General features: G+C 59.6%; 20 protein-coding genes and 1 pseudogene. 8 read left to right on the top strand and 13 right to left on the bottom strand.

The window, feature by feature from the left end; genetic code table 11:
• Window positions 1-30: 30 nt before the first annotated feature.
• Window positions 31-1,449 carry a PTS trehalose transporter subunit IIBC gene (gene treB / locus MOQ06_RS15280; protein ID WP_176611142.1) on the bottom strand — a complete coding sequence of 473 codons (1,419 nt, stop codon included), beginning with the start codon at window positions 1,447-1,449 and terminating at the stop codon, window positions 31-33.
• A gap of 127 nt (window positions 1,450-1,576) precedes the next feature.
• Complete coding sequence (treR, locus tag MOQ06_RS15275; protein ID WP_242173829.1) at window positions 1,577-2,524, bottom strand: trehalose operon repressor TreR; 948 nt, start codon at window positions 2,522-2,524, stop codon at window positions 1,577-1,579.
• 387 nt (window positions 2,525-2,911) lie between these two features.
• On the opposite strand from treR, the gene mgtA reads away from it, so the two are divergent.
• Entirely contained in the window at window positions 2,912-5,620 is a 2,709-nt protein-coding gene (gene mgtA, locus MOQ06_RS15270) for a magnesium-translocating P-type ATPase (RefSeq protein ID WP_242173827.1), read from the top strand.
• Between the two features lie 324 nt (window positions 5,621-5,944).
• Window positions 5,945-8,329, top strand: coding sequence for a family 20 glycosylhydrolase (locus MOQ06_RS15265; protein WP_242173825.1), 2,385 nt, complete (start codon window positions 5,945-5,947; stop codon window positions 8,327-8,329).
• Between the two features lie 228 nt (window positions 8,330-8,557).
• Here MOQ06_RS15265 and gbpA read toward each other — a convergent pair whose 3' ends face one another.
• The 5 genes from gbpA to MOQ06_RS15240 form a co-directional block, all read right to left on the bottom strand.
• On the bottom strand, window positions 8,558-10,009 hold the full coding sequence (gene gbpA, locus MOQ06_RS15260; RefSeq protein WP_242173823.1) for an N-acetylglucosamine-binding protein GbpA: 1,452 nt from the start codon (window positions 10,007-10,009) through the stop codon (window positions 8,558-8,560).
• A 138-nt stretch (window positions 10,010-10,147) separates the two neighbouring features.
• Entirely contained in the window at window positions 10,148-10,534 is a 387-nt protein-coding gene (gene ridA / locus MOQ06_RS15255) for a 2-iminobutanoate/2-iminopropanoate deaminase (protein WP_003863373.1), read from the bottom strand.
• Between the two features lie 73 nt (window positions 10,535-10,607).
• Window positions 10,608-11,069: an aspartate carbamoyltransferase regulatory subunit gene (gene pyrI, locus MOQ06_RS15250; protein WP_014830457.1), complete on the bottom strand. Its 462-nt coding sequence runs from the start codon at window positions 11,067-11,069 to the stop codon at window positions 10,608-10,610.
• 12 nt (window positions 11,070-11,081) lie between these two features.
• Window positions 11,082-12,014: an aspartate carbamoyltransferase gene (pyrB, locus tag MOQ06_RS15245; RefSeq protein ID WP_242173821.1), complete on the bottom strand. Its 933-nt coding sequence runs from the start codon at window positions 12,012-12,014 to the stop codon at window positions 11,082-11,084.
• Window positions 12,015-12,048: 34 nt separating this feature from the next.
• A complete protein-coding gene (locus MOQ06_RS15240; RefSeq protein ID WP_176608854.1) occupies window positions 12,049-12,153 on the bottom strand; it encodes a pyrBI operon leader peptide in 105 nt (34 codons plus the stop codon).
• On the opposite strand from MOQ06_RS15240, the pseudogene MOQ06_RS15235 reads away from it, so the two are divergent.
• Window positions 12,133-12,250: pseudogene (locus tag MOQ06_RS15235) on the top strand (hypothetical protein). The gene MOQ06_RS15240 and the pseudogene MOQ06_RS15235 overlap by 21 nt on opposite strands.
• A 3-nt stretch (window positions 12,251-12,253) precedes the next feature.
• On the opposite strand, the gene MOQ06_RS15230 reads toward MOQ06_RS15235, so the two are convergent.
• The 5 genes from MOQ06_RS15230 to arcA form a co-directional block, all read right to left on the bottom strand.
• Window positions 12,254-12,733 carry an arginine repressor gene (locus MOQ06_RS15230; protein ID WP_042322591.1) on the bottom strand — a complete coding sequence of 160 codons (480 nt, stop codon included), beginning with the start codon at window positions 12,731-12,733 and terminating at the stop codon, window positions 12,254-12,256.
• An 80-nt stretch (window positions 12,734-12,813) separates the two neighbouring features.
• Window positions 12,814-14,217: a YfcC family protein gene (locus tag MOQ06_RS15225; RefSeq protein WP_193354848.1), complete on the bottom strand. Its 1,404-nt coding sequence runs from the start codon at window positions 14,215-14,217 to the stop codon at window positions 12,814-12,816.
• Between the two features lie 47 nt (window positions 14,218-14,264).
• Window positions 14,265-15,269 (bottom strand): ornithine carbamoyltransferase, encoded by a 1,005-nt coding sequence (argF, locus tag MOQ06_RS15220; RefSeq protein ID WP_242173819.1) that lies wholly within the window; start codon window positions 15,267-15,269, stop codon window positions 14,265-14,267.
• A 141-nt stretch (window positions 15,270-15,410) separates the two neighbouring features.
• Window positions 15,411-16,322, bottom strand: coding sequence for a carbamate kinase (arcC, locus tag MOQ06_RS15215; protein WP_242173817.1), 912 nt, complete (start codon window positions 16,320-16,322; stop codon window positions 15,411-15,413).
• 10 nt (window positions 16,323-16,332) lie between these two features.
• Window positions 16,333-17,553, bottom strand: coding sequence for an arginine deiminase (gene arcA, locus MOQ06_RS15210; protein WP_008501384.1), 1,221 nt, complete (start codon window positions 17,551-17,553; stop codon window positions 16,333-16,335).
• Between the two features lie 674 nt (window positions 17,554-18,227).
• Here arcA and MOQ06_RS15205 point away from each other — a divergent pair.
• The 5 genes from MOQ06_RS15205 to MOQ06_RS15185 all read left to right on the top strand — a co-directional run bounded on the left by MOQ06_RS15205 (window position 18,228) and on the right by MOQ06_RS15185 (window position 25,042).
• The gene (locus tag MOQ06_RS15205; protein WP_242173815.1) at window positions 18,228-18,680 is read left to right on the top strand and encodes a YhcH/YjgK/YiaL family protein; all 453 of its coding nucleotides are present in this window, start codon (window positions 18,228-18,230) and stop codon (window positions 18,678-18,680) included.
• Between the two features lie 242 nt (window positions 18,681-18,922).
• On the top strand, window positions 18,923-19,831 hold the full coding sequence (gene yagE, locus MOQ06_RS15200) for a 2-keto-3-deoxygluconate aldolase (RefSeq protein ID WP_242173813.1): 909 nt from the start codon (window positions 18,923-18,925) through the stop codon (window positions 19,829-19,831).
• Window positions 19,832-19,845: 14 nt separating this feature from the next.
• Window positions 19,846-21,813 (top strand): xylonate dehydratase YagF, encoded by a 1,968-nt coding sequence (gene yagF / locus MOQ06_RS15195; protein WP_242173810.1) that lies wholly within the window; start codon window positions 19,846-19,848, stop codon window positions 21,811-21,813.
• Between the two features lie 224 nt (window positions 21,814-22,037).
• Window positions 22,038-23,420 (top strand): MFS transporter, encoded by a 1,383-nt coding sequence (locus MOQ06_RS15190; protein WP_242174439.1) that lies wholly within the window; start codon window positions 22,038-22,040, stop codon window positions 23,418-23,420.
• A gap of 11 nt (window positions 23,421-23,431) precedes the next feature.
• Window positions 23,432-25,042 (top strand): glycoside hydrolase family 43 protein, encoded by a 1,611-nt coding sequence (locus MOQ06_RS15185; RefSeq protein WP_242173808.1) that lies wholly within the window; start codon window positions 23,432-23,434, stop codon window positions 25,040-25,042.
• Between the two features lie 4 nt (window positions 25,043-25,046).
• Here the strand turns inward: MOQ06_RS15185 and xynR are convergent, their stop codons facing one another.
• Window positions 25,047-25,805 carry a DNA-binding transcriptional repressor XynR gene (gene xynR, locus MOQ06_RS15180; protein WP_045330298.1) on the bottom strand — a complete coding sequence of 253 codons (759 nt, stop codon included), beginning with the start codon at window positions 25,803-25,805 and terminating at the stop codon, window positions 25,047-25,049.
• Window positions 25,806-25,938: the final 133 nt, after the last annotated feature.

Raw genomic sequence — 25,938 nt, 5'->3', positions numbered from 1 at the left:
AGGGGCGCAACTGCGCCCCGAAAGAGGGAATTAAACAATCTGCAGCGTGCCCTGACGGAACTTACGCTGGTAGACCACGGTAGTCAGCGCCATTGGGACGATAATCGCCACCGCCATTGCCAGCGCAAACACCTGCCAGAACGCGGGCTGAATGGAGAGGATTCCCGGCAGGCCGCCCACGCCAATCCCGTTCGCCATCACGCTGTTCAGGCCGCACAGCAAACCCGCCAGGCCAGAGCCGATCATCGCGCAGAGCATCGGGAAGCGATATTTCAGGTTGATACCGTACATCGCCGGTTCGGTAACGCCGAGGTAAGCGGAGATAGCTGCCGGAACGGAGATCTCACGCTCGTTGTGCTTACGGCTGACGATGATGATGCCGGTAACCGCGGAGGCCTGCGCGATATTAGACAGGGCGATAATCGGCCAGACCGGCGTGCCGCCCAGGCTCTGGATCATCTGCATATCGATCGCCAGCGTCGTCTGGTGCACGCCGGTGATCACCAGCGGGGCATATAGGAAGCCAAACAGCGCGGCCCCAACCGGCGCGAAGCTGCCGGTCATCAGGTGACGCACCGCGAAGGCCACGCCGTCGCCAATCATGCGGCCAAACGGACCGATAAAGGCGTGCGCCAGAAATACCGCCAGGATCAGCGAGCAGACCGGCACCACCACCAGATAGAGGTAATCGGGCACGATGCGCTTGAGGCGCGTCTCAATAAAGCCCAGCGCCAGCCCGGCCAGCAGCGCGGGGATCACCTGCGCCTGATAGCCCACTTTGGCGATGGTAAACAGGCCGAAGTTCCACACTTCAGGCACCTGCTGCCCAAGTAAGTAAGCGTTCATTAACTGCGGAGAGACCAGCGTGACGCCGAGCACGATGCCAAGAATCGGCGTTCCGCCCATCTTGCGCACCGCTGACCAGCAGATCCCGACGGGCAGGTAGAAGAAGATCGCTTCGCCAATCAGCCACAGGAAGTCATAGATGCTTTGCAGCGCCGGGTACATCTGCGCCAGGGTTTTACCGTCGCTCATCGGCACATCGCCGATGACGTTGCGGAAGCCTAAAATTAAGCCCCCGCTGATCAGCGCCGGCAGCAGCGGGAAGAAGATCTCCGCGAAGTGGGAGATAAGCTGCTCGTGCCACTTCATATTCTGGCGCGCGGCCTTCTTCGCCTGCTCTTTGTCGGCGGAAGCGTGCCCGGTCGTCGCCAGCAGAGCCTGATAGTAATCGCCCACTTCGGTACCAATCACCACCTGGAACTGCCCGGCGTTGGTGAAGCAGCCTTTGACCATTGAAAGCTCTTCAATGGCTTTTGGGTTAGCTTTAGCCGGATCGTTCAGCACGAAGCGCAGGCGGGTAATGCAGTGGCTGACGGTGGCAATGTTTTCACGGCCGCCTACCAGGACGATCAACCGATCGATATCGGCTTGTTTGACTTTACTCATCATGAAACCTCATGACAGATGGTGAAGGGATGAATGACCTGAACGCAAGCCTACTCCCTGAGCGCGACGGCGAAAATGGGAACGTTCCCGAAATCGGGCGAAGATCACAATAAACTATTCAAGAAGGTTATGAGAGACGGGCAGGAATAACGATCTGGCGCGGTTCGCTCCGCCCGTTGATCTGCTCTATCAGCTGCGCGGCCGCCTGCCTGCCTGACTCAGCGTAGCCCGGATCGACGCTGATAATCTCGGGGTGTAAGAACTTCATCAGCGGCGTGTTTCCCACGCTCGCTAACTGCAGTTCCCCGATGCGCTGCTCCTGCAAATATTTGCTCGCACCCAGGGCGAGGGTATCCGTGGCGCACACCAGGGCCGTGGTCTGCGGAGTCAGCACGCTGGCGACCTGCTCATATCCCTGCTTCATGCCCAGCCCGGGCAGCGCGGCCACGGCGGGCAGGTTATGTTTTTTACAGAACGCCAGGTACGCCTCATGACGACGCTTGCCGGTCGTGATGTCGGCATGCGGCACGCCGAGATAGCTGATATAGCGATGGCCCTGCTCATACAGGCGCTGCATCAGGATCACAATCGCCCCTTCGTCATCGTAACAGACAGAAGCAAACCCGCTGGCGTCGCGCGCCAGCAGCACCAGTGAAGGCTGCCAGGGCTTGAGGACATCTTCTTTAAGGCCGGTAAAGCCGAACAGCACCACGCCATCAATGTTGCGTCGCTGAAGCATACCGAGATGCTCCTCCACCATCTGCGGCGAGAATTTGCTCTCCATCATGATCGGATCATAACCCTGCTCGTAAAAGGCGGGCAGCATGGTCTGCACGGCAAGGTTTTCGGAGAGAGAATCCAGACGCGAGACGATAATGGCGACCACTTTATCGCTCTGCCCGCGCATGGCGCGCGCGGAGCGGGAAGGGGAGAAACCGTGCTGATTCATGACCGCCTCAACGCGCTCGCGCGTACGCTCGCTGACGCCGCTTTCGTTGTTCAGCACGCGTGAGACGGTCGATTTCCCCACGCCGCTTAAACGCGCGATGTCTTTAATCGTAAGGCGGTTCTGCATGCTGTATTCCCTGTAACAACGATAAAATAGTCAGTTGAGCCTAATGCTATCCTGCGAATTCGCCATGGGCAAAGTCTGGTTTACGTTTGGTTTATTTGCAGGGCGTTATAATACCGCCCGATTAAACACAAACGGTATGGTTAAATCGCTATACTGCGTGCCGACACCCTACTTTTTACTTACCGGAGGCGACATGGATCCCGATCCCACACCTCTCCTGACCAGGAGAAAACCTTCTTTCCGGTAAGCCAGCCTTTTGCTGTCTCACCGGCGTGAGGCAGCAACGTTCATACGTTCCTGCTTGAAAATTTAAGTGCCTGACAGGTGCGGCTTTGCCATGCCTGCGGGAAAGACTGCGTCCGCCATTGCGGATGCGGGGGAATGACTATGCTGAAAAATATCACCCGGCAGCTGTTTGCACAGCTGAGCCGCCATCTGCCACATCGCCTGATTGCGCGCGATCCGCTGCCAAACGGCAAAAATATCGCGGGGGCGACAATTCCCGCCTCCCTGACCGAGCGCTGCCTTAACGTGGCGGCGATGGATGAAAACGAAGTCTGGCGCGCCTTTGGCGGTCACCCGGAAGGGCTGAACGCGTCCGAAGTTGAAAAAATTCGCGCCGTGCACGGCGACAACCAGATCCCGGCGCAAAAGCCCTCTCCGTGGTGGGTGCACCTGTGGCTCTGCTACCGCAACCCGTTCAACCTGCTGCTGACGGTGCTGGGCATCATCTCTTACGCTACCGAAGATCTGTTCGCCGCCGGCGTTATTGCCCTGATGGTGGGTATCTCCACGCTGCTGAACTTTATTCAGGAAGCGCGCTCCACCAAAGCGGCGGACGCCCTGAAGGCGATGGTCAGCAACACCGCGACGGTCTCGCGCGTGATTAACGAACTCGGCGAAAACGCCTGGGTTGAACTGCCCATTGACCAGCTGGTGCCGGGCGATCTGGTGAAGCTGGCGGCCGGGGACATGATCCCGGCGGATTTGCGCATCATCCAGGCGCGCGATCTGTTCGTGGCGCAGGCTTCGCTCACCGGGGAATCTCTGCCCGTTGAGAAGGTGGCGCGCTCCCGCGATCCGCAGCAGATGAACCCGCTCGAGTGCGACACCCTGTGCTTTATGGGCACCACGGTGGTCAGCGGCACCGCGCAGGCGATTGTTACCGCCACCGGCGGCAATACCTGGTTTGGACAGCTTGCCGGACGCGTCAGCGAGCAGGAGAGCGAGCCGAACGCGTTTCAGAAGGGCATTGGCCGCGTCAGCATGCTGCTGATCCGCTTTATGATGGTCATGACGCCGATCGTGCTGCTGATCAACGGCTACACCAAAGGCGACTGGTGGGAAGCGGCGCTGTTTGCGCTCTCCGTGGCCGTCGGCCTGACGCCGGAAATGCTGCCGATGATTGTCACCTCTACGCTGGCGCGCGGGGCGGTTAAACTCTCTAAACAGAAGGTGATCGTCAAACACCTCGACGCCATTCAGAACTTTGGCGCGATGGACATTCTCTGCACCGATAAAACCGGCACGCTGACCCAGGACAAAATCGTGTTGGAGAACCATACCGACATCGCCGGAAAGACCAGCGAGCGCGTGCTGTACAGCGCGTGGCTGAACAGCCACTACCAGACCGGGCTGAAAAACCTGCTCGACGTGGCGGTGCTGGAAGGCGTAGATGAAGAGTCGGCCCGCATGCTCTCCGGCCGCTGGCAGAAAGTCGACGAGATCCCGTTCGACTTTGAGCGCCGCCGCATGTCGGTGGTGGTAAGCGAACAGCCGGACGTGCATCAGCTGATCTGCAAAGGGGCGTTGCAGGAGATCCTGAACGTTTCAACGCAGGTGCGCCATAACGGGGAGATCGTGCCGCTGGACGAGACCATGCTGCGCCGCATCAAACGCGTTACCGATAACCTGAACCGTCAGGGGCTGCGCGTGGTGGCGGTGGCGAGCAAGTTTCTGCCCGCGCGGGAAGGTGACTATCAGCGTATCGACGAATCCGATTTGATCCTCGAAGGTTACATCGCATTCCTCGATCCGCCGAAAGAGACCACCGCCCCCGCGCTGAAGGCGCTGAAGGCGAGCGGTATCACCGTGAAAATCCTCACCGGCGACAGCGAGCTGGTGGCCGCCAAAGTGTGTCACGAGGTGGGGCTGGACGCGGGCGACGTGGTGGTGGGAAGCGATATCGAATCGCTCTCAGACGACCAGCTGGCGCAGCTTGCCCTGCGCACCACGCTGTTTGCCCGCCTGACGCCGATGCACAAAGAGCGCATCGTCACCCTGCTGCGTCGGGAAGGGCACGTGGTGGGCTTTATGGGCGACGGCATCAACGACGCGCCCGCCCTGCGTGCGGCGGATATCGGTATTTCCGTGGACGGGGCGGTGGACATCGCCCGTGAAGCGGCAGACATCATCCTGCTGGAAAAGAGCCTGATGGTGCTGGAGGAGGGCGTGATCGAAGGGCGTCGGACCTTCGCCAACATGCTCAAGTACATCAAGATGACCGCCAGCTCCAACTTCGGTAACGTCTTCAGCGTGCTGGTGGCGAGCGCGTTTCTGCCGTTCCTGCCGATGCTGCCGCTGCACCTGCTGATCCAGAACCTGATGTACGACGTGTCCCAGGTGGCGATCCCGTTTGATAACGTCGATGACGAGCAGATCCAGAAGCCGCAGCGCTGGAACCCCGCCGATCTGGGGCGCTTTATGCTGTTCTTTGGCCCGATCAGCTCGATCTTCGACATCCTGACCTTCTGCCTGATGTGGTTTGTGTTCCACGCCAACACTCCGGAACACCAGACCCTGTTCCAGTCCGGCTGGTTCGTGGTGGGGCTGCTGTCGCAGACGCTGATTGTGCATATGATCCGCACCCGCCGCATTCCGTTCATCCAGAGCCGTGCCGCCTGGCCGCTGATTATCATGACCGGGGTTGTGATGGCGCTTGGGATCGCGCTGCCGTTCTCACCGCTTGCGAGCTATCTGCAGCTCCAGGCGCTGCCGCTGAGCTACTTCCCGTGGCTGGTGGCGATCCTCGCGGGCTATATGGTGCTGACGCAGCTGGTGAAAGGATTCTATGCGCGCCGGTACGGGTGGCAGTAAAAACTTACCCTCTCCCTAGAAGGGAGAGGGGGATGATTACACCCTCCCCCCTTTGGGGAGAGGGCCGGGGTGAGGGGACTGGCTTTTCTCCCAAATTCAACAACCTGTGATCTCCGTCGGCGCATTCGCTTGACGACAAATTGAGCGCATGTTAACAGAATGTTTTGCCTTTATACCCTAAATAATTCGAGTTGCATGAAGGCGGCAAGGGAGTGAATCCCCGGGAGCTTACATAAGTAAGTGACCGGGGTGAACGAGTGCAGCCAACGCACAGGCAACTTGAAGTATGACGGGTATATTTGGCCCGTCAGATAAGGAACATTCATGTTACGGTACAGTCTCTTAACCGCCGGGCTAATGCTCGGCGCCTCCGCGTTTGCCGCCCCGGCAGGCGATCTTCCCCTGATGCCCTGGCCTGCGAAGGTCGAACGCCCGACAACCCAGGGCGCGCTGGCGCTGAGCAACAACGTTTCCGTCAGCGTCAGCGGCGACGATCTGGGTGAGGCGGTGGACCGCCTGCGCCAGCGCATCGCCCTGCAAACCGGCTGGACCCTGCAGCCGCAGGCCGACAAGCCGGAAAAGCCAACCATCCGCATCGCTATCGTCAAAAAGGTCAAGCCGCAGCCGCTGCCGGACAGCGATGAAAGCTACAGGCTGACGGTGGATGCCAGTGGCGTAACTATCTCCGCCAACACCCGCTTCGGCGCGCTGCGCGCCATGGAAACGCTGCTCCAGCTCATTCAGAACGGCGCGGAAAACACCTCTATTCCGTGGGTCACGATTGAGGATTCGCCGCGCTTCCCGTGGCGCGGGCTGCTGCTTGATTCGGCGCGCCACTTCATCCCGCTCCCGGATATCAAACGCCAGATTGACGGCATGGCCGCGGCCAAGCTTAACGTTCTGCACTGGCATCTGACCGACGATCAGGGCTGGCGCTTCAGCTCAGCGCGCTATCCAAAGCTGACCCAGCTTGCCAGCGACGGGCTGTTCTACACGCCGGAACAGATGCGCGAGGTGGTGCGTTACGCTACCGTGCGCGGCATCCGCGTGGTGCCGGAGATCGACATGCCGGGCCACGCCTCGGCCATTGCCGTGGCATACCCGGAGCTGATGAGCGCGCCGGGACCGTACGAAATGGAGCGCCACTGGGGCGTGCTGAAGCCGGTGCTGGATCCCACCAAAGCGGCAACCTACGCCTTTGCCGACGCGATGGTCAGCGAACTGGCGGCGATCTTCCCGGATCCGTATCTGCACATCGGCGGCGATGAGGTCGACGACAGCCAGTGGAAAGCGAATCCGGCCATTCAGCAGTTCATGCGCGATAACAGGCTGGCGGACAGCCACGCGCTGCAGGCTCACTTTAACCGCAGGCTGGAGACGATCCTCGAGAAGCATCACCGGCAGATGGTCGGCTGGGATGAGATCTACCATCCTGACCTGCCGAAAAGCATTCTGATCCAGTCCTGGCAAGGGCAGGACGCGCTGGGGCAGGTGGCGCAGAACGGCTACAGGGGCATTCTCTCAACGGGCTTCTACCTCGACCAGCCTCAGTCCACCGCCTATCACTATCGCAATGAAATTGTCCCGCAGGGGCTGAACGGCGTGGATGTGATAGCCGACACCGACAGCGTTCAGAGCTGGGCCTTCTCCATGCCGCGGCTGAAGGGCAAGCCGGTAGAGGGCAGCTTCACGCTGGTGAAAGGGGAGTCGGGGTGGCGCGGGTTTATCGATTTTGCCGGGAAGTCGCGTCGCGCGGTGCAGGATATCGAATGGCGCGATGACAACCAGGTGACGTTTACCGTCGACACCTGGATGGGCGAAACGCGCCCGGTCGTCTCCGTTGAGAACGATAAGCTGAGCGGCTATTTCCTGGTGGGCAATGCCCGCTACCCGATTAGCGGCACGCGTCTGAACGAGGTGCCAAAAGGCATCCCGCCGGTGGTGCCGGACGTGGCGAATGAGGCCAACCTGCTCGGCGGTGAAGCCGCGCTGTGGGCGGAAAACGTGATCGCACCGGTGCTGGATATCCGCCTGTGGCCGCGCGCCTTTGCGGTGGCGGAGCGGCTATGGTCGGCGAAGGACGTAAACGACGTCGACAACATGTATACCCGCCTGCAGGCGATGGACAGCTGGTCGACGGTATCGGTCGGGCTGCAACAGCATACCCAGCAGCAGGTGCAGTTCACGCGCCTGGCCAATAACGCCGATACGCTGCCGCTGCAAATCCTCGCCCAGGCGCTTGAGCCGGCCCAGTATTACACCCGCCAGCACCTCAAGTTCCAGGCCGGAAACTACCATCAGTTTGAACCGCTAAACAGGCTCGCCGATGCGCTGAACGCCGAAAGCGCCACCGTGCGTCAGATGAGCAAATGGGCGGACCGTCTGGTGAGCGACGCCGAAGACACGGAAAGCGCCGACGCCCTGCGCCACGTGTTTAACCGCTGGCAGAACAACACCAGCGACGCGCTGGCGTTAAGCGAAAACAGCTATCAGCTGAAGGCGATCAAGCCGGTGATTCAGGAGGTGGACAGGCTGGCGTCGATTGGCCTGAGGCTCACCGATCTGGTGGCGCGTCAGGGGACGCTGGACGATAAGGAGATCGCGTCGATTCAGAGCGAGCTGGATAACGCGGCGAAGATTCAGGATGAGGTAGTGATTGCGGCGGTGTATCCGCTGGAGACGCTGCTCAGAGCGACGCGGAATCAGTAATAAAGAACCCCCTCACCCCAACCCCTCTCCCCAAAGGGGAGAGGGGCTCTATCGTTCCCTTCTCACCTGTGGAGAGAGGGGGAGGGTAAGGGCTCTATCGTTCCCTTCTCACCTGTGGAGAGAGGGGGAGGGTAAGGGCTCTATCGTTCCCCTCTCACCGTGAAGAGAAGGCTCGATCGGTTCCCTCTCCCCTTTGGGGAGAGGGTTAGGGTGAGGGGATCAGACGACTCAGTGCTTAAGAACCCACGCCTCTTTCCAGTGTGAACCTGTGCCCGGCTCAAACTGGGTCGCATACTTGCTCCACTGCACGCAGTAGCCGCTGTACGGGAATGGCTTACATTCGTAGGTCTTACCGTCTTTAGGCTGCAGCACCACGGTACCCGCTTTGTAGGACGCGATATTATCCGGGAAGATAAAGTCGTGCTGGCCGCCGGTGTCCGCCGCGGCATCGCTTTCCAGCATCAGGTTCAGTACGTCCTGCGCAAACAGGGTGCCGTCTTTATTGGTGGCATAGTACTTCAGCATGTGGTGACCCGCTTCAACGCCGGTCAGCGTCATGGTGACGTCCTGATTGGCGTTGTTCATCTCCTGCTTCAGATACCCTTTTTCCGCGCCGTGATGGTTCATGACGTGGGCTTCGAAATCGACGTTGCCGTGGGTATTCACGTGGAAGGTCACGGTCGCGCTGCCGTTCTCGATTTTGCTGTAGTGCAAGTCGGTAACGGCGATGGTTTCATTGACGTCCGCCTTCTGCTCTTCGTATGAAATCGCAACGGATTGCAGGGTGCTGCCATCTTTGACGAATACGCTGTTCGCGCCGTGAACCGGGCTAATTTCGCCCGCTTCATCCTTCACCCCGACGCGGATATCGTCGTGCGCGGTGTTAATTTTCTGCGCCAGATCGTAAGACCACTGGTTGGCATCACCCTGAGCGGCAGTGGCAATCGTCAGTTCGGTGCGCAGGGAAGTCACTTCACCGTGCGCGTCGAAGAAGCGGGCAATGATCTTATCGCCGACGTTCAGGTTATTACCCGCAATCTGGCCGCTGAGCGTTTTGCTCCACTCAGATTCGATACCTGTATTTTCATCCGGCGTTACGTTGCCTCCGTTACCGAAATCAACGTCAATGGCCTGGTAGAAACTATTAGACGTATCCGCAATTTCCCAGACGCCATAAATAACCTGATAGCCGGTACGTGACGGCACATTACATTTCATCGCCTGACGCATTGTTGGCGCCTGGCCATTTCCATTAATGGTACAGAACGGCGTTAATTCAAACTGAGCGCGGGTCAGGGGCTTATTTGGATCCCAGTTTTGTTTGGTAATGTAATAACGCCAGTTGGTGGTTTTGTGCGGCGCGGTGTGATACCAGACAAACTCATGCGGGCCCGCGGTTATAGGGTTTTTCGTCCATGCGTTCAGGCTCTGCTTATCCAGCTGGGAGTAATTGGCAATCCCCGCGCTGGCAAGCTGGCCGTCAGGCGGCATCGCCCCTGTCGGGAAACCGGAGGCTTTCTCCACGCTCTGCGGTTCGTACTGTACGGAACCGCAGTCAATATTTTGACCGAGCTTACACATATAAGCGCGGCTGGCGGGTGATTCAATATATCCATGCGCGAGTGCGGAAGAGGCGACGGTTAATGTTGCGATCGCCAACGCAATTTTTGAAATTTTCATTCTTAGTCCATTTAAAAGAAGATAACAAAGCAACTGCAGTTTATTAATGGACCGCGTATGGCGTCATTGAAAGTCGAGAGTAAAAATAGTCAAAATAATAAAGGGCAGCCTGAGCTACCCTTTATTTATTGAAATGAATTAACGACGTACGGCGATCGCTTCAATTTCAATTTTCACGTCTTTTGGCAGACGGGCGACTTCCACGCAGGAGCGCGCCGGGAAGGTGGCGTTATGTTCGGTGAAGAACGCTTCGTAGGTAGCGTTAACGGTGGCGAAATCGTTCAGATCTTTTACGAAAACGGTGGTTTTGACGATATCGCCCACCTTCAGGCCGGCGGATTCAACGATCGCCTGCACGTTTTCAAGCGACTGACGCGCCTGCGCCGCCACGTCTGCCGGCACTTCACCGGTTTTTGGATTCACCGGGATCTGGCCAGAAGTGATGATCATGCTGCCCAGATCAACGCCCTGAACGTAAGGGCCGATGGCCGCTGGTGCATTTTCCGTCGCGAGTACTTTGCTCATTTTTTCTCCAGAATTACAGCGTTAAGAATGTTCCCGGCCATTATAACAGCCGGGATTTCATTACCAACCTCAATTAGTTGGCCAGCACCACATAATGAGAAAACTCTTTTTCGCAGTATTTGCATTTGAGCGCGATGTCATCGGCGCGTTTTTTCACTGCAAAACTGGAGGAAACCGGCTCGGCGTGGCTGATGCAGTTGCTGTTCGGGCAGACCAGCACGCTCTCAATGCGCTCCGGCAGGCTCGGACGGGATTTGCCCACCACGTCGTAATCGTCGATGCGGTTAACCGTCGCGTCCGGCGCGTACAGCGACAGCTGATTGACCTGCTCGTCGGTCAGGAAGGTATTCTCGATTTTGATCAGGTCCTTACGGCCCATTTCACCGGACGGCAGGTTCAGGCCGATGGTGATGCGCTGGTCGGTTTCGGTCAGCTTGAACAGCGTCAGCAGCTTAAAGCCCACCTGCGCAGGGATGTGGTCAATCACGGTGCCGCGCTTGATGGCTTCAACCTGGAGTTTGTTATCGTGTGTCATGGTCGTTTCCCCTTACAGAGCTAATTCGCGATTCAGAACCAGTGCCAGTAACGCCTGGCGGGCGAAGATGCCGTTCCCGGCCTGCTGGAAGTACCAGGCGTGCGGCGTTTTGTCCACGTCGGTGGCGATCTCATCGATGCGCGGCAGCGGGTGCAGCACCTTCATGTTGTCGCGCGCGCCGTCGAGGTCGCTGGCGCGCAGCACGAACTGCGCCTTCACGTTGGCGTATTCGGACGGATCCAGACGCTCTTTCTGCACGCGGGTCATGTAGAGAATATCCACGTTACCCACCACCTCTTCGATGCTGGCGTGCAGGCTCCACTGAATGCCTTTCTCGTCCAGCATGTCGAGAATGTACTGCGGCATCGCCAGCGCGTCCGGGGCGATGAAGAAGAAGCGGTTGCCGTTAAATTTCGCCAGCGCCTGGGTCAGGGAGTGGACGGTGCGGCCATACTTCAGGTCGCCGACCATGGCGATGTTCAGGTTCTCCAGCGAGCCCTGGGTTTCCTGAATGGTGAACAGATCCAGCAGGGTCTGGGTCGGGTGCTGGTTGGCACCGTCACCGGCGTTCAGCACCGGAATGCCGCCGGAAAATTCGGTTGCCAGGCGCGCCGCGCCCTCCTGCGGGTGGCGCATCACAATCGCGTCAACGTAGGTGCCGATCACTGAAATGGTATCCGCCAGGGTCTCGCCTTTTTTGCCCAGCGACGTGTTGCTGCTGTCCGAGAAGCCCACCACGCTCGCGCCCAGGCGGTGCATGGAGGTTTCAAAGGAGAGGCGGGTGCGGGTCGAGGCTTCGAAGAAGCAGCTCGCAATCACCTTGTGCTTCAGCAGCTCCGGTTGCGGATTGGCCTTCAGTTTTGCCGCGGTTTCCAGAACCAGTTCCAGCTCTTCGCGGCTGAGGTCGTTTATGGAAATGATGTGTTTTTGATAAAGCGGATTCATGTTTATCTCCTGACGCCGGGCAAAAAAAAGCCCCTCAAATGAGGGGCTCTGGGAATAGATTACGCAACGGGAAGAAAAACGGCAGGCCAGCGTCTGATTTCAGACGCGGTAAGACGTTATGTCGTACACGCTTGACCATGCTTCCTCCCGGCAAATTGTCGGGCATTATACGCAGCTCGCTTTTCGGATCAAGCGATTTAATGCACGCTTTACTCAAAGCAAACGGTTCTTTTTGAATATTAATGCGTTCTGAGTAAATAATTAATTTGCTTATGCACCAGCGCGGTGCGCTTCACTACCCGGGGGGCGACCCAGACAATACTGCTTCCTGCCACCACGCCTAATATTTCCGGTAACTGGTGATAATCCAGAATACGCGCCACCGCGCGGCCATATCCGGCCACGGTATGGATAAGAATAAATTCGCTATTGTGCTCCACGCTTACCACCATTTCCGAGACGGTGCGCGCCGCGTCGGGGGCAGGGCGCAGCTGTGGATTCAGCGAATAAATCTTTAGCCCTTTAGCATTGCGAATTTTTATGACGCCAAGCAGCTTGAGCAGACGTGAAACGGTGGACTGGCTGATGGTCTCAAAACCATGCTCCTGCAGGTCGCGGCGGATCTCCTCCTGAGAGAGATAGCTCTTTTCCGCGATCAGACGCTGGCAGACCGTTAGCTGTAGTTGCTCTTTGGGAGAGTACTCTTCGTAATCCATCATAGTTCCCATATCAGTTCCCGAAATAACCGGTGGCACCGCACCGATCCGCAGGCCGGATACGCGCAGCGCCATCCGGCAAATCACAACAAGGCACCCAGGCTCAACGCCACCATAATCACCACCGTTAATATCCCCAGCAGCGGCGCGACCCACTTCAGATAACGCACGTAGGGCACGCGGGCGATAGCCAGCCCGCCCATCACAACGGCAGAGGTAGGAGTGACAAGGTTAACGATGCCGGACGCCGACTGGTAAGCCGTAACCACCAGGTCGCGGTTGACGTTAGCGAAATCGGCAAGGGGCGCCATGATCGGCATCGTCAGAACGGCCAGGCCGGACGAAGAAGGCACAAGAAACGACAGCACCACCTCCAGCCAGTACATCACGTTGATGAACGCCACCGTCGACAACCCGGTCACCAGCCCCTCGGCGCTGTGCAAAATGGTGTGGGTAATCATGCCCTTATCCATGATCACTACGATACCGCGCGCGATGCCGATAATCAGCGCGACGCCCAGCAAATCTCGCGCGCCGTTGATAAAGGTTGAGGTCAGCTCCTCTTCGCTCATGCGGGCGATAAGCCCCACGATGATGGCGCTGGCGAGAAACACCGCGGAGATCTCCGCCATCCACCAGCCCAGCACCGCCACGCCGTAAATCATCACCGCGAAGGCGAGGGCGAAAATCACGAGGATGATTTTGCGAACCGGGGTAAATTCCAGCGTCTGCTCGCCCCTGTTGCCGAGGAAGTGGGCGCGGTTCTCCTCCTGCTTATCCGCAACGATCGACAGCGACGGATCCTGGCGCACCTTGCGGGCGTAACGCATCACCCACGCCACGCAGATGACCCAGCCGATGACCAGCAGCGCCACGCGCAGGGCGATCCCGTTGGTGAAGGGGATCCCGGCGGCGTTGGCGGCGATCACCGTGGCGAACGGGTTGATGGTGGAGCCGAGCGTGCCGATCCCCGCGCCGAGCAGCACGGTGGAGGCGGCGACAACCGGATCAAAACGGGCGGCCAGCATTACCGGCACCAGCAGGGTGTAGAACGGCAGCGACTCCTCGGCCATGCCGTAGATCGTGCCGCCTGCGGCAAACAGCGCCATCAGGATCGGGATCATCCACTCCTCGCGCCCGCGCAGCCGGGTGGTGACGCGCTCGATCCCGGCGTCAATCGCTCCGGTTCTGGTGACGATCCCGAGAAATCCCCCGATGATCAGGATAAACAGCGCCACGTCGATGGCCCCGGCCTGGCCGGACTCCGGATCGTACAGCCCGGCAATCGGGGCCATCAGCACCGAAACCAGACCCTGCGGGTGCGCCGCCACGTGCGCGTAGGTGCCGGCAACCGGCACGTCCTTGCCGAGCGCCTCGTTCATTGCCATATGGTATTGCCCCGCCGGAACAATCCACGTCAGCGCGGCAACCACGGCAATCAGCACAAAGAGGATGGTGTAAGCGGAGGGAAACTTGAACTTGCCCATGATGTTCTCCTGAAACCCGGCGCACCCCGCGGCGCGCCGGGCGGTGATTAGTCGCCGAGTGTCGCCACCATGACCGCCTTAATGGTATGCATGCGGTTCTCCGCTTCGTCGAAGACGATGGAGTTCGGTGATTCGAACACCTCTTCCGTCACCTCCAGCCCCTTCAGGCCGTAGGCCATCTCAATTTCACGGCCCACTTTGGTGTGCTCGTTGTGGAACGCCGGCAGGCAGTGCATGAACTTGACGTTCGGGTTGCCGGTGGCCTTCATGACGTCCGCGTTGATTTGATACGGCTTCATCAGGCTGACGCGCTCGGCCCAGGCTTCCTTCGGCTCGCCCATGGAGACCCACACGTCGGTGTAGAGGAAATCGGCTCCCTTAACGCCTTCCTCCACGTCGTCGGTGAGGGTGATACGCGCGCCGGTTTCTTTGGCGATGGCGCGGCACTGCTCGACCAGCCCCGCTTCCGGCCAGAAGGATTTCGGCGCCACCAGGCGGATATCCATGCCCATTTTGGCCGCGCCGACCATCAGCGAGTTGCCCATGTTGTTTCGCGCGTCGCCGAGATAGGCAAAGCTCAGTTCCGGCAGGGCTTTGCCCGGCGCGTGCTCCAGCATGGTCATCAGGTCGGCGAGTATTTGGGTGGGGTGGAACTCGTCGGTCAGGCCGTTCCACACCGGCACGCCCGCGTATTCGCCCAGCTCTTCGACGATGGCCTGCCCGTAGCCGCGGTATTCGATGCCGTCGTACATCCTGCCCAGCACGCGGGCGGTGTCTTTCATCGACTCTTTATGGCCAATCTGCGATCCGCTTGGGCCGAGGTAGGTGACCTGCGCGCCCTGGTCAAACGCGCCCACTTCAAAGGCGCAGCGGGTGCGGGTAGAGGTTTTTTCAAAGATCAGGGCGATGTTTTTCCCGACCAGGGTTTGCTTCTCGCGCCCGGCTTTTTTGGCCGCCTTCAGCTCGATGGCGAGGTCGATCAGGTACTGGATCTCTGCCGGGGTGTAGTCCAGCAGCTTGAGGAAATTGCGGTTTTTCAGGTTAATGGTCATGGGGGAATCCTTTTTAAAATTAATGTCTAAGACCTTTCCTTACCCCTCACCCTAACCCTCTCCCCATAGGGGCGAGGGGATGGTTTGCTCCCTCTCCCCTATGGGGAGAGGGCAGGGGTGAGGGGCGAGGTGTGAAGTTATTCAGTTACGAATCAACGTGCCTTTCTCGCCCGCGAGGATCTCCGCGCCGTCGGCCAGCGCGCCGATCCCGGCTATCCCATTGCAGGCTTCAACAAACTCGCGGCAGGCGGCGACCTTCGGCCCCATCGAGCCAGCGTCGAACTGCATGCCCCTGAGCAGCTCCGGCGTGACCTGCGCCAGCGGGCGCTGGGTCGGTTTACCCCAGTCGAGATACACCGCGTCGGCATCGGTCAAAATCAGCAGGGCATCCGCCTCAATCTGGCGCGCCAGCAGGGCGGCGGAGAGGTCTTTGTCGATTACCGCCTCAATGCCGCGGTAGCCGTTGGCGTTTTCCACCACCGGCACGCCGCCGCCGCCGTTGCAGATCACCAGGTGGTCGCGCTGAATAAGCGCCGCGATGGCGTCGCGCTCAACGATGCGCTTCGGCTGCGGAGAGGGCACCACGCGGCGGAAGTAGCCGCCGTCGGCCTTAAACACCCAGCCTTTCTCCGCGGCCAGCGCTTTCGCCTGCGCTTCGCTGTACACCGGGCCGATGTATTTGGTCGGGTTGCTGAAGGCCGGGTCGGCGGCGTCCACCTCCACCTGGGTGAGCAGCACGCTCACCTCGCGCTGGGGCAGGCTGTTTTTCAGTGCCTGCTGGAGCATGTAGCCGATCATTCCCTGGCTTTCCGCGCCGAGAACGTCCAGCGGGTATGGCGCGACCCTGTCGTAGGCGCTGTTCTGCAGCGCCAGCAGCCCGACCTGCGGCCCGTTGCCGTGCACCAGCACCACGCGCCACTGCTCAGTCAGCCCGGCGATGGTGCGGGCGGCCAGCTCGATGTTCTGACGCTGGATGTCGGCTTCCAGCGGTTCGCCGCGCCTGAGCAGCGCGTTGCCGCCCAGGGCCACAACCAGAGTGGGTTTTCGTTCCATGATGGCTCCTTTAAATTCCGTCTCGTTCCAGTGGGCAGCTCATGCAGCGCGCGCCGCCGCGCCCGCGTCCCAGCTCGTCGCCCGGGATGGGCAGCACGGTGATACCCGCCTTGTCGTACTTCTCGTTGGTCCAGACGTTGCGCTCGTAGCCGATCACTACGCCCGGGCGGATGGTCAGCACGTTGTTGGCGTCGTTCCACTGCTCGCGCTCGGCCTCAAAGGCGTCGCCGCCGGTGGTGATCAGGCGCACCTGATTAATGCCGAGCGCCTTCTCGATGGCGTGCAGCAGGTCGGTTTCCTGGGTGCGGAGCAGGCCGCCGCGTCCGTCCGGGGTGAGCGTCCAGCACTGGGCGTCCTTGCGCACCACTTCCGGATAGACGGAGAAGGTATCCACGTCGATGTGGGTCATCACGGTGTCGAGGTGCATGCAGGAGCGGTGCTTCGGTAGCTCAACGGCAATCACGCGCTCGGCCTGGCGGTGTTTGAACAGGCTGTTGGCGAGAAACTCCACGCCCTGCGGGGTGGTGCGTTCAGACATGCCAATTAATACCGCGCCGCGGCCAATCACTAATACGTCGCCGCCTTCCAGGGTGGCGTGGTCGTAATTAATATTCTCGTCGCCGAAGTACTTAATAAAATCGCCGTCGGCAAACGCCGGGTGCCAGCGATATATTGCCCGCAGGTTATTCGTTTCACGCTGGCGGGCCGGTTTGGCCATCGGGTTAATGGAGACGCCGTTATAAATCCAGCACGAGGTATCGCGGGTAAATAAATGGTTCGGCAGCGGCTTCATAATAAAATCATTCGCCGTGTGGGTATCCACCACCATATTTTTAATCGCTGCCGGAATTTCGCCGTAGGTTAATCCGCCGCTTAATCTGCGCGCCAGTTCCCGGTGCGGCATATCCGCCAGCCAGCCGCGGACGTCGCCGGCAAAGGTTGGCCCGAGGCGGTAGTCGGAGATTTGCGTCTCCAGCAGCCAGGCCTTCGCCTCAGCAATATCAAGGGTTTGTGTCAGAAGGTCGGTCAACAGCAGGACTTCCACACCCTGCTCGCGCAGCGTGTTTGCGAAAATGTCATGCTCCTCACCCGCCCGCTCAACCGAGAGCACGTCATCAAATAACAGCTCCTGACAGTTTGATGGCGTTAAGCGCTTCAGGCTTAAATTTGGGCGGTGTAGCATAACGCTACGCAATTGACCTATTTCAGAACCGACGTAATGCTTTTCCATAATTATTCCTTTTTCTTTTTTCAGAATAAAAAGGGCATGCGCCATGTGATGTATTTAATTGCATGGCGGCTAAGCTCAATTGATTTCGTGATTTATACTAGGCAGTTAAATAATCCGTAATGTGATATTGCTCACGTGAAATCGGATATTAAGAGGTTTGTTTTCATTTGCATGATTCGCATCAGATAATGATTAATTTCATATTGCGGGCAGATGAATAGCTAAGCAGGATCCGCTGGCATTATTTGAGGTTGTTATTATTTTGTAGAATTAAATAGTTTGAAATGATTAGTCATGTGTTTGATTTTAAAAGATAAAATCATGTCTAAAGAATGGCTATGCAGTAATGCCGGTTAACTATTTTTGACTTAAGAAAAATCAATAAATAAATATGGAGTTATAAAGGAAATAATCGAAGTGATAAAGTGTGATGCAGCAGCAGGTTTTGTGAATTAACGTTGTATTTCAGCTGATTATGCCGGGCATGTAAAACGCGCCGAATGAGGTTATGCATAACCGCTGCATAAATGCCGGTGCGTAATTAACATAGGATTAACACATTTACCGATAAACATGCGCTCGCGCAAAACTTACCTAAAAAGGGCTGGTGTGAACGAGACAATCCTCGTATAAAAGATAAAAATGAAACGATGTTTTACTTTGAGGGTTTAACCATGATTATTGGCAACATTCATCATCTTCAGTCCTGGCTGCCGGACGAGCTGCGTCAGGCCATTGAGCACGTTAAGGCACACGTCACCGACGCCACGCCGATCGGCAAGCACGACATCAGCGGCAACAGCCTGTTTTATCTGGTATCGGAAGACATGACCCAGCCGTTTGCCGAGCGCCGCGCGGAGTACCACGCGCGCTATCTGGACATTCAGATTGTGCTCAAAGGTCAGGAAGGGATGACGTTCAGCACGTTGCCGCACGGCACCCCAGACACCGACTGGCTGGCGGACAAAGACATTGCGTTCCTGCCGGAAGGCGAGCAGGAGAAAACCGTGGTGCTGAGCGAAGGGGATTTCGTGGTGTTCTGGCCGGGCGAGGTGCATAAGCCGCTGTGCGCGGTGGGGGCGCCTGCTAAGGTCAGGAAAGTGGTTGTTAAGATGCTGGTGGAGTAACCCTTACCCCTCACCCTAACCCTCTCCCCAAAGGGGAGAGGGGACTGCACCGAGCCATCTTTTCCCCCTCGCCCCTTTGGGGAGAGGGCCGGGGTGAGGGGCAATATGTGATCCAGCTTAAACTTCCCGCACTCCCTCCTCATCTCTCATTTACCTGCGCTTTTTCTGCGTCATAGTATGATCGTTAAATTAATGAACGCTGTTCTATAATGTAGAACAAAATGATTCAGCAAGGAGATCTCATGCCGCAGTCCGCGTTGTTCACGGGAATCATTCCCCCTGTCTCCACCATCTTTACCGCCGACGGCCAGCTCGATAAGCAGGGCACCGCCGCGCTGATCGACGATCTGATCGCGGCAGGCGTTGACGGCCTGTTCTTCCTGGGCAGCGGCGGCGAGTTCTCCCAGCTCAGCGCCGAAGAGCGTAAAATCATTGCCCGCTTTGCTATCGATCATGTCGATCGTCGGGTGCCGGTGCTGATCGGCACCGGCGGCACCAACGCCCGGGAAACCATTGCGCTGAGCCAGCACGCCCAGCAGGCGGGCGCCGACGGCATCGTGGTGATTAACCCCTACTACTGGAAGGTGTCTGAAGCGAACCTGATCCGCTATTTCGAGCAGGTGGCCGACAGCGTCACGCTGCCGGTGATGCTCTATAACTTCCCGGCGCTGACCGGGCAGGATCTGACGCCGGCACTGGTCAAAACCCTGGCCGACTCGCGCAGCAACATCGTGGGCATTAAAGACACCATCGACTCCGTGGCCCACCTGCGCAGCATGATCCACACCGTCAAAGCCGCTCATCCGCACTTCACCGTGCTGTGCGGCTACGACGATCATCTGTTTAATACCCTGCTGCTCGGCGGCGACGGGGCGATCTCGGCCAGCGGCAACTTTGCCCCGCAGGTGTCGGTGAATCTTCTGAAAGCCTGGCGGGATAAAGACGTGGCGAAAGCGGCTGAGTATCATCAGACCTTACTGCAAATCCCGCAGATGTATCAGCTGGATACGCCGTTTGTGAACGTCATTAAAGAGGCGATAGTGCTTTGCGGCCGCCCGGTTTCTACCCACGTGCTGCCGCCCGCCTCTGCGCTGGACGAGCCGCGTAAGGCGCAGCTGAAAACCCTGCTGCAACAGCTCAAGCTCTGCTGAGCCGGACGATAACCATGACCATCGAGAACATTTACACCCCGCAGGACGACGCGTTTTATGCGGTGATCACCCACGCGGCGGGGCCGCAGGGCGCGCTGCCGCTGACCCCGCAGATGCTGATGGAATCCCCCAGCGGCAACCTGTTCGGCATGACCCAGAACGCCGGGATGGGCTGGGACGCCAACAGGCTGACCGGCAAAGAGGTGCTGATTATCGGCACCCAGGGCGGCATCCGCGCCGGGGACGGGCGCCCGGTCGCGCTGGGCTACCACACCGGGCACTGGGAGATCGGCATGCAGATGCAGGCGGCGGCGAAGGAGATCACCCGCAACGGCGGGATCCCGTTTGCGGCCTTCGTCAGCGATCCGTGCGACGGGCGATCGCAGGGCACGCACGGCATGTTCGACTCCCTGCCGTACCGCAACGACGCGGCGATCGTGTTTCGCCGCCTGATCCGCTCCCTGCCGACGCGCCGGGCGGTGATCGGCGTGGCGACCTGCGATAAAGGGCTGCCCGCCACCATGATTGCCCTGGCCGCGATGCACGATCTGCCGACCATTCTGGTGCCGGGCGGGGCGACGCTGCCGCCGACCGTGGGGGAAGACGCGGGCAAGGTGCAGACCATCGGCGCGCGCTTCGCCAACCACGAACTCTCCCTGCAGGAGGCCGCCGAGCTGGGCTGTCGCGCCTGCGCGTCGCCGGGCGGCGGGTGTCAGTTCCTCGGCACGGCGGGCACCTCGCAGGTGGTGGCGGAGGCGCTGGGCCTGGCGCTGCCGCACTCCGCGCTGGCGCCGTCCGGGCAGGCGGTGTGGCTGGAGATCGCCCGCCAGTCGGCGCGGGCGGTGAGCGAGCTGGATAACCGCGGCATCGCCACGCGCGATATCCTCACCGATAAAGCCATCGAAAACGCGATGGCGATCCACGCGGCGTTCGGCGGCTCCACCAATCTACTGCTGCACATCCCGGCCATCGCCCACGCGGCGGGCTGCACGATCCCGGACGTTGAGCACTGGACGCGCGTCAACCGCAGGGTGCCGCGCCTGGTGAGCGTGCTGCCCAACGGCCCGGACTATCATCCGACCGTGCGCGCGTTCCTCGCGGGCGGCGTGCCGGAGGTGATGCTCCACCTGCGCGATCTCGGCCTGCTGCATCTGGATGCCATGACCGTCACCGGTCAGACGGTGGGCGAGAACCTCGACTGGTGGCAGGCGTCCGAGCGCCGGGCGCGCTTCCGCCAGTGCCTGCGCGAGCAGGACGGCGTGGATCCGGACGACGTGATCCTCCCGCCCGAGAAAGCAAAAGCGAGAGGGCTGACCTCGACGGTCTGCTTCCCGACGGGCAACATCGCGCCGGAAGGATCGGTGATCAAGGCCACGGCCATCGACCCGTCGGTGGTGGGTGACGATGGCGTTTACCGCCACACCGGTCGGGTGCGGGTGTTTGTCTCGGAAGCGCAGGCGATCAAGGCCATCAAGCGGGAAGAGATTAAGCAGGGCGACATCATGGTGGTGATCGGCGGCGGACCGTCCGGCACCGGCATGGAAGAGACCTATCAGCTCACCTCCGCGCTGAAGCATATCTCGTGGGGCAAGACGGTGTCGTTAATCACCGATGCGCGCTTCTCGGGCGTGTCGACGGGCGCCTGCTTCGGCCACGTCTCCCCGGAAGCGCTGGCGGGCGGGCCGATTGGCAAGCTGCGCGACAACGACATCATTGAGATTGCCGTGGATCGCCTGACCCTGACGGGCAGCGTCAACTTTATTGGCACCGCGGACAACCCGCTGACGCCGGAAGAGGGCGCGCGCGAGCTGGCAGTAAGGCAGACGCACCCGGACCTGCACGCCCACGACTTTTTGCCGGACGATACCCGGCTGTGGGCGGCGCTGCAGTCGGTGAGCGGCGGCACCTGGAAAGGCTGTATTTATGACACCGATAAAATCATTGAGGTAATTAACGCCGGTAAAAAAGCGCTCGGACTTTAATTATTTTCTGAGCGATACCGTCTACGGGAAATATCCCGTGGACGGTTTTCGCGTATCTTAAGTTTATCAATTTAAACAATGCGTTGCGATATATCGGTGGCGTCACAAAAGCAAAATATCGTAATTCGGAAATAAGATATGACCATTGCTGGTTAATTGAACAGCTCATTACACTCCATTAACACGATGTTGTGAAATCAGCATACGAAAATAAAGGTGCGATGATGATGCAATTAACCATGAAAGATAAAATTGGCTACGGGCTGGGTGACACCGCCTGCGGCTTTGTCTGGCAGGCCACGATGTTCCTGCTGGCCTACTTTTATACCGACGTGTTTGGCCTGTCGGCGGGCATTATGGGCACGCTGTTTTTGGTCTCCCGCGTGCTCGACGCCGTGACCGACCCGCTGATGGGGCTGCTGGTGGACCGCACCCGCACGCGGCACGGCCAGTTCCGCCCGTTCCTGCTGTGGGGGGCAATCCCGTTTGGCATCGTCTGCATGCTGACCTTCTACACGCCGGATTTCTCTGCGCAGGGCAAAATCATCTACGCCTGCGTAACCTACATTCTGCTGACCCTGGTCTACACCTTCGTTAACGTGCCGTACTGCGCCATGCCGGGCGTCATTACCGCCGACCCGAAAGAGCGTCACGCCCTGCAGTCGTGGCGTTTCTTCCTGGCGGCGGCGGGCTCGCTCGCCATTAGCGGCATCGCGCTGCCGCTGGTCAGCATCATCGGTAAAGGGAACGAGCAGGTGGGCTATTTCGGCGCCATGTGCGTGCTGGGCCTGAGCGGCGTGGTGCTGCTCTACGTCTGCTTCTTTACCACCAAAGAGCGCTACACCTTTGAGGTGCAGCCGGGCTCGTCGGTGGCGAAAGACCTTAAGCTGCTGCTGGGCAACGGACAATGGCGGATCATGTGCGCGTTCAAGATGATGGCGACCTGCTCTAACGTGGTACGCGGCGGGGCGACGCTCTACTTCGTCAAATACGTGATGGATCACCCGGAGATGGCGACCCAGTTTTTACTCTACGGCAGCCTCGCCACCATGTTCGGCTCGCTCTGCTCCTCCCGTTTGCTGGGCCGCTTTGACCGGGTAAAAGCCTTCAAGTGGATCATCGTCGCCTACTCGCTGATCAGCCTGCTGATTTTCGTCACCCCGGCGGAGCATATCGCCCTGATTTTCGCCCTCAACATCCTGTTCCTGTTCGTCTTCAACACCACCACGCCGCTGCAGTGGCTGATGGCCTCTGACGTGGTGGATTACGAGGAGAGCCGCAGCGGGCGACGCCTCGACGGGCTGGTGTTCTCCACCTATCTGTTCAGCCTGAAGATTGGCCTGGCGATTGGCGGGGCGGTGGTGGGCTGGATCCTGGCGTACGTCAACTACTCCGCCAGCAGCAGCGTGCAGCCGGTTGAGGTGCTGACCACCATCAAAATTCTGTTCTGCGTGGTGCCGGTGGTGCTCTACGTGGGCATGTTCATCATGCTGTCGTTCTATAAGCTCACCGATGCCCGCGTGGAGGCCATCAGCCAGCAGCTGATCAAGCACCGCGCGGCGCAGGGCGAGGCCGTTCCCGACGCTGCGACAGCCGCATCCCATTAACCGGAGGCAATATGGAAATCACCAACCCAATACTCACCGGCTTCAACCCGGACCCGTCTTTATGCCGTCAGGGCGAGGACTACTACATCGCCACCTCGACCTTCGAGTGGTTCCCCGGCGTGCGCATCTACCACTCCCGCGACCTGAAAAACTGGTCGCTGGTCAGCACCCCGCTGGACCGCGTGTCGATGCTGGACATGAAGGGCAACCCGGACTCCGGCGGCATCTGGGCGCCGTGCCTGAGCTACGCCGACGGCAAATTCTGGCTGCTCTACACCGACGTGAAGATTGTCGACTCGCCGTGGAAAAACGGCCGCAACTTCCTCGTCACCGCGCCGTCCATCGAGGGGCCATGGAGCGAGCCGATCCCGATGGGCAACGGCGGGTTTGACCCGTCCCTGTTCCACGACGACGATGGCCGCAAGTATTACCTCTACCGCCCGTGGGGGCCGCGCCACCACAGCAACCCGCACAACACCATTGTAATGCAGGAATTCGATCCGCAGACCGGCACCATCTCGCCCGAGCGCAAAACCCTGTTTACCGGCACGCCGCTCTGCTACACCGAAGGCGCGCACCTGTACCGCCACGCGGGATGGTACTACCTGATGGTCGCCGAGGGCGGCACCAGCTACGAGCACGCCGTCGTGGTGCTGCGTTCAAAAAACATCGACGGGCCGTACGAGCTGCACCCGGAGGTGACGATGATGACCAGCTGGCACCTGCCGGAGAACCCGCTGCAGAAGAGCGGCCACGGCTCGCTGCTGCAGACTCATACGGGAGAGTGGTACATGGCCTACCTCACCAGCCGCCCGCTGCGCCTGCCCGGCGTGCCGCTGCTGGCCTCCGGCGGGCGCGGCTACTGTCCGCTGGGGCGCGAGACCGGCATCGCCCGCATTGAGTGGCGCGACGGCTGGCCGTACGTGGAAGGCGGCAGGCACGCGCAGCTGACCGTGAAAGGCCCGCAGGTGGCGGAGCAGCCTGCAGCCGTTCCGGGCATCTGGCGGGACGATTTCGACGCCAGTTCGCTCGACCCGGAACTGCAGACCCTGCGCATCCCGTTCGACGACGCTCTCGGCTCGCTCACCGCGCGGCCGGGCTATTTACGGCTCTACGGCAACGACTCGCTCAACTCGACCTTTACCCAGTCGACCGTGGCGCGCCGCTGGCAGCACTTCGCCTTCCGCTCAGAAACGCGGATGCAGTTCTCACCGGTCCACTTCCAGCAGAGCGCGGGGCTGACCTGCTACTACAACAGTAAAAACTGGAGCTACTGCTTTGTGGACTACGAGGAGGGGAAGGGGAGAACCATCAAGGTGATTCAGCTCGACCACAACGTGCCGTCGTGGCCGCTGCACGAGCAGCCGATTCCGGTGCCGGAGAGTGCGGAGAGCATCTGGCTGCGGGTGGACGTGGATACGCTGGCCTACCGCTACAGCTACTCGTTCGACGGCGAGACGTGGCACGCCGTGCCGGTAACGTATGAGGCGTGGAAGCTGTCGGACGACTACATCGGCGGGCGCGGCTTCTTCACCGGCGCGTTTGTGGGGCTGCACTGCGAGGACATCAGCGGCGACGGCTGCCACGCGGACTTCGACTACTTCACCTACGAGCCGGCCTGACGGCTCAGGCCGGGTAGCCCAGCGCGCGTGAGAGCTGGAGCCCGGCCTGCTGAAGCTGCTCGCGGAAATTAGCCAGCTCTGCATCGTCCACGCGGGAGGTCAGCGTCGACAGGCTCAGGGCGGCAATCACGCGGGATTCATGGTTCCACACCGGCACCGCCACGCAGCGCACGCCCTGCTCGTTCTCTTCGCTGTCCAGAGCGTAACCCTGCTCGCGGGTCTGCGCCAGGGCGCTCATTAAGGCTTCGCGAGAGGCGAGGGTGGAAGGGGTATAGGTGGTGTACTGATAGCCCTCAAGCAGGGCGTTCAGCTCGGCCTCGCCCAGCCAGGCAATCAACACCTTGCCGATGGCGGTGGCGTGAACCGGCAGGCGGCGGCCGATGCGCGAATAGGCGATGGCGGCCAGCTTGCCTTCGATCTTCTCGATATAAACCCCTTCACGCCCGTCCAGGATCCCAAGATGGGTGGTCTGCCCGGTCCGCCGGGACAGCTCCGTCAGCCAGCCTTTCGCCTTCTGGCGAATGTCGATGGAGCCCACGACGAAATGACCGCGCTCGACCAACTTCATGCCGAGGCGATACTTGCCGTTCTCCGGGTTCTGATCGATATAGCCGTGAAGCTGCAGGGTTTTCAGCAGCGAGTGGAGGGTACTCTTGCTCAGCCCCATCAGTTTGCTGATGTCGGTGATCTTAAGCTCGGTGGCCTGCTCGTTGAACAGGTCGAGGATTTGCAACGCACGTTCAACAGACTGAATAATCGGCATAATGCTGGCATGTCCACGCTGGAATTAAGGCGAAAACGTACCTTTTTCAGGGTGAAAAATCAATGAAGCAGAGCCGGTTTGCTCCCTCTCCCCGTGCGAGGTAAAAGCAAAAACGACAACCCTGTTGTCGTTT

Source organism: Enterobacter sp. I4, from assembly GCF_022669095.1.
Taxonomy (GTDB): Bacteria; Pseudomonadota; Gammaproteobacteria; order Enterobacterales; family Enterobacteriaceae; genus Enterobacter; species Enterobacter pasteurii.
This window is presented reverse-complemented; position numbering and strand designations above follow the sequence as displayed.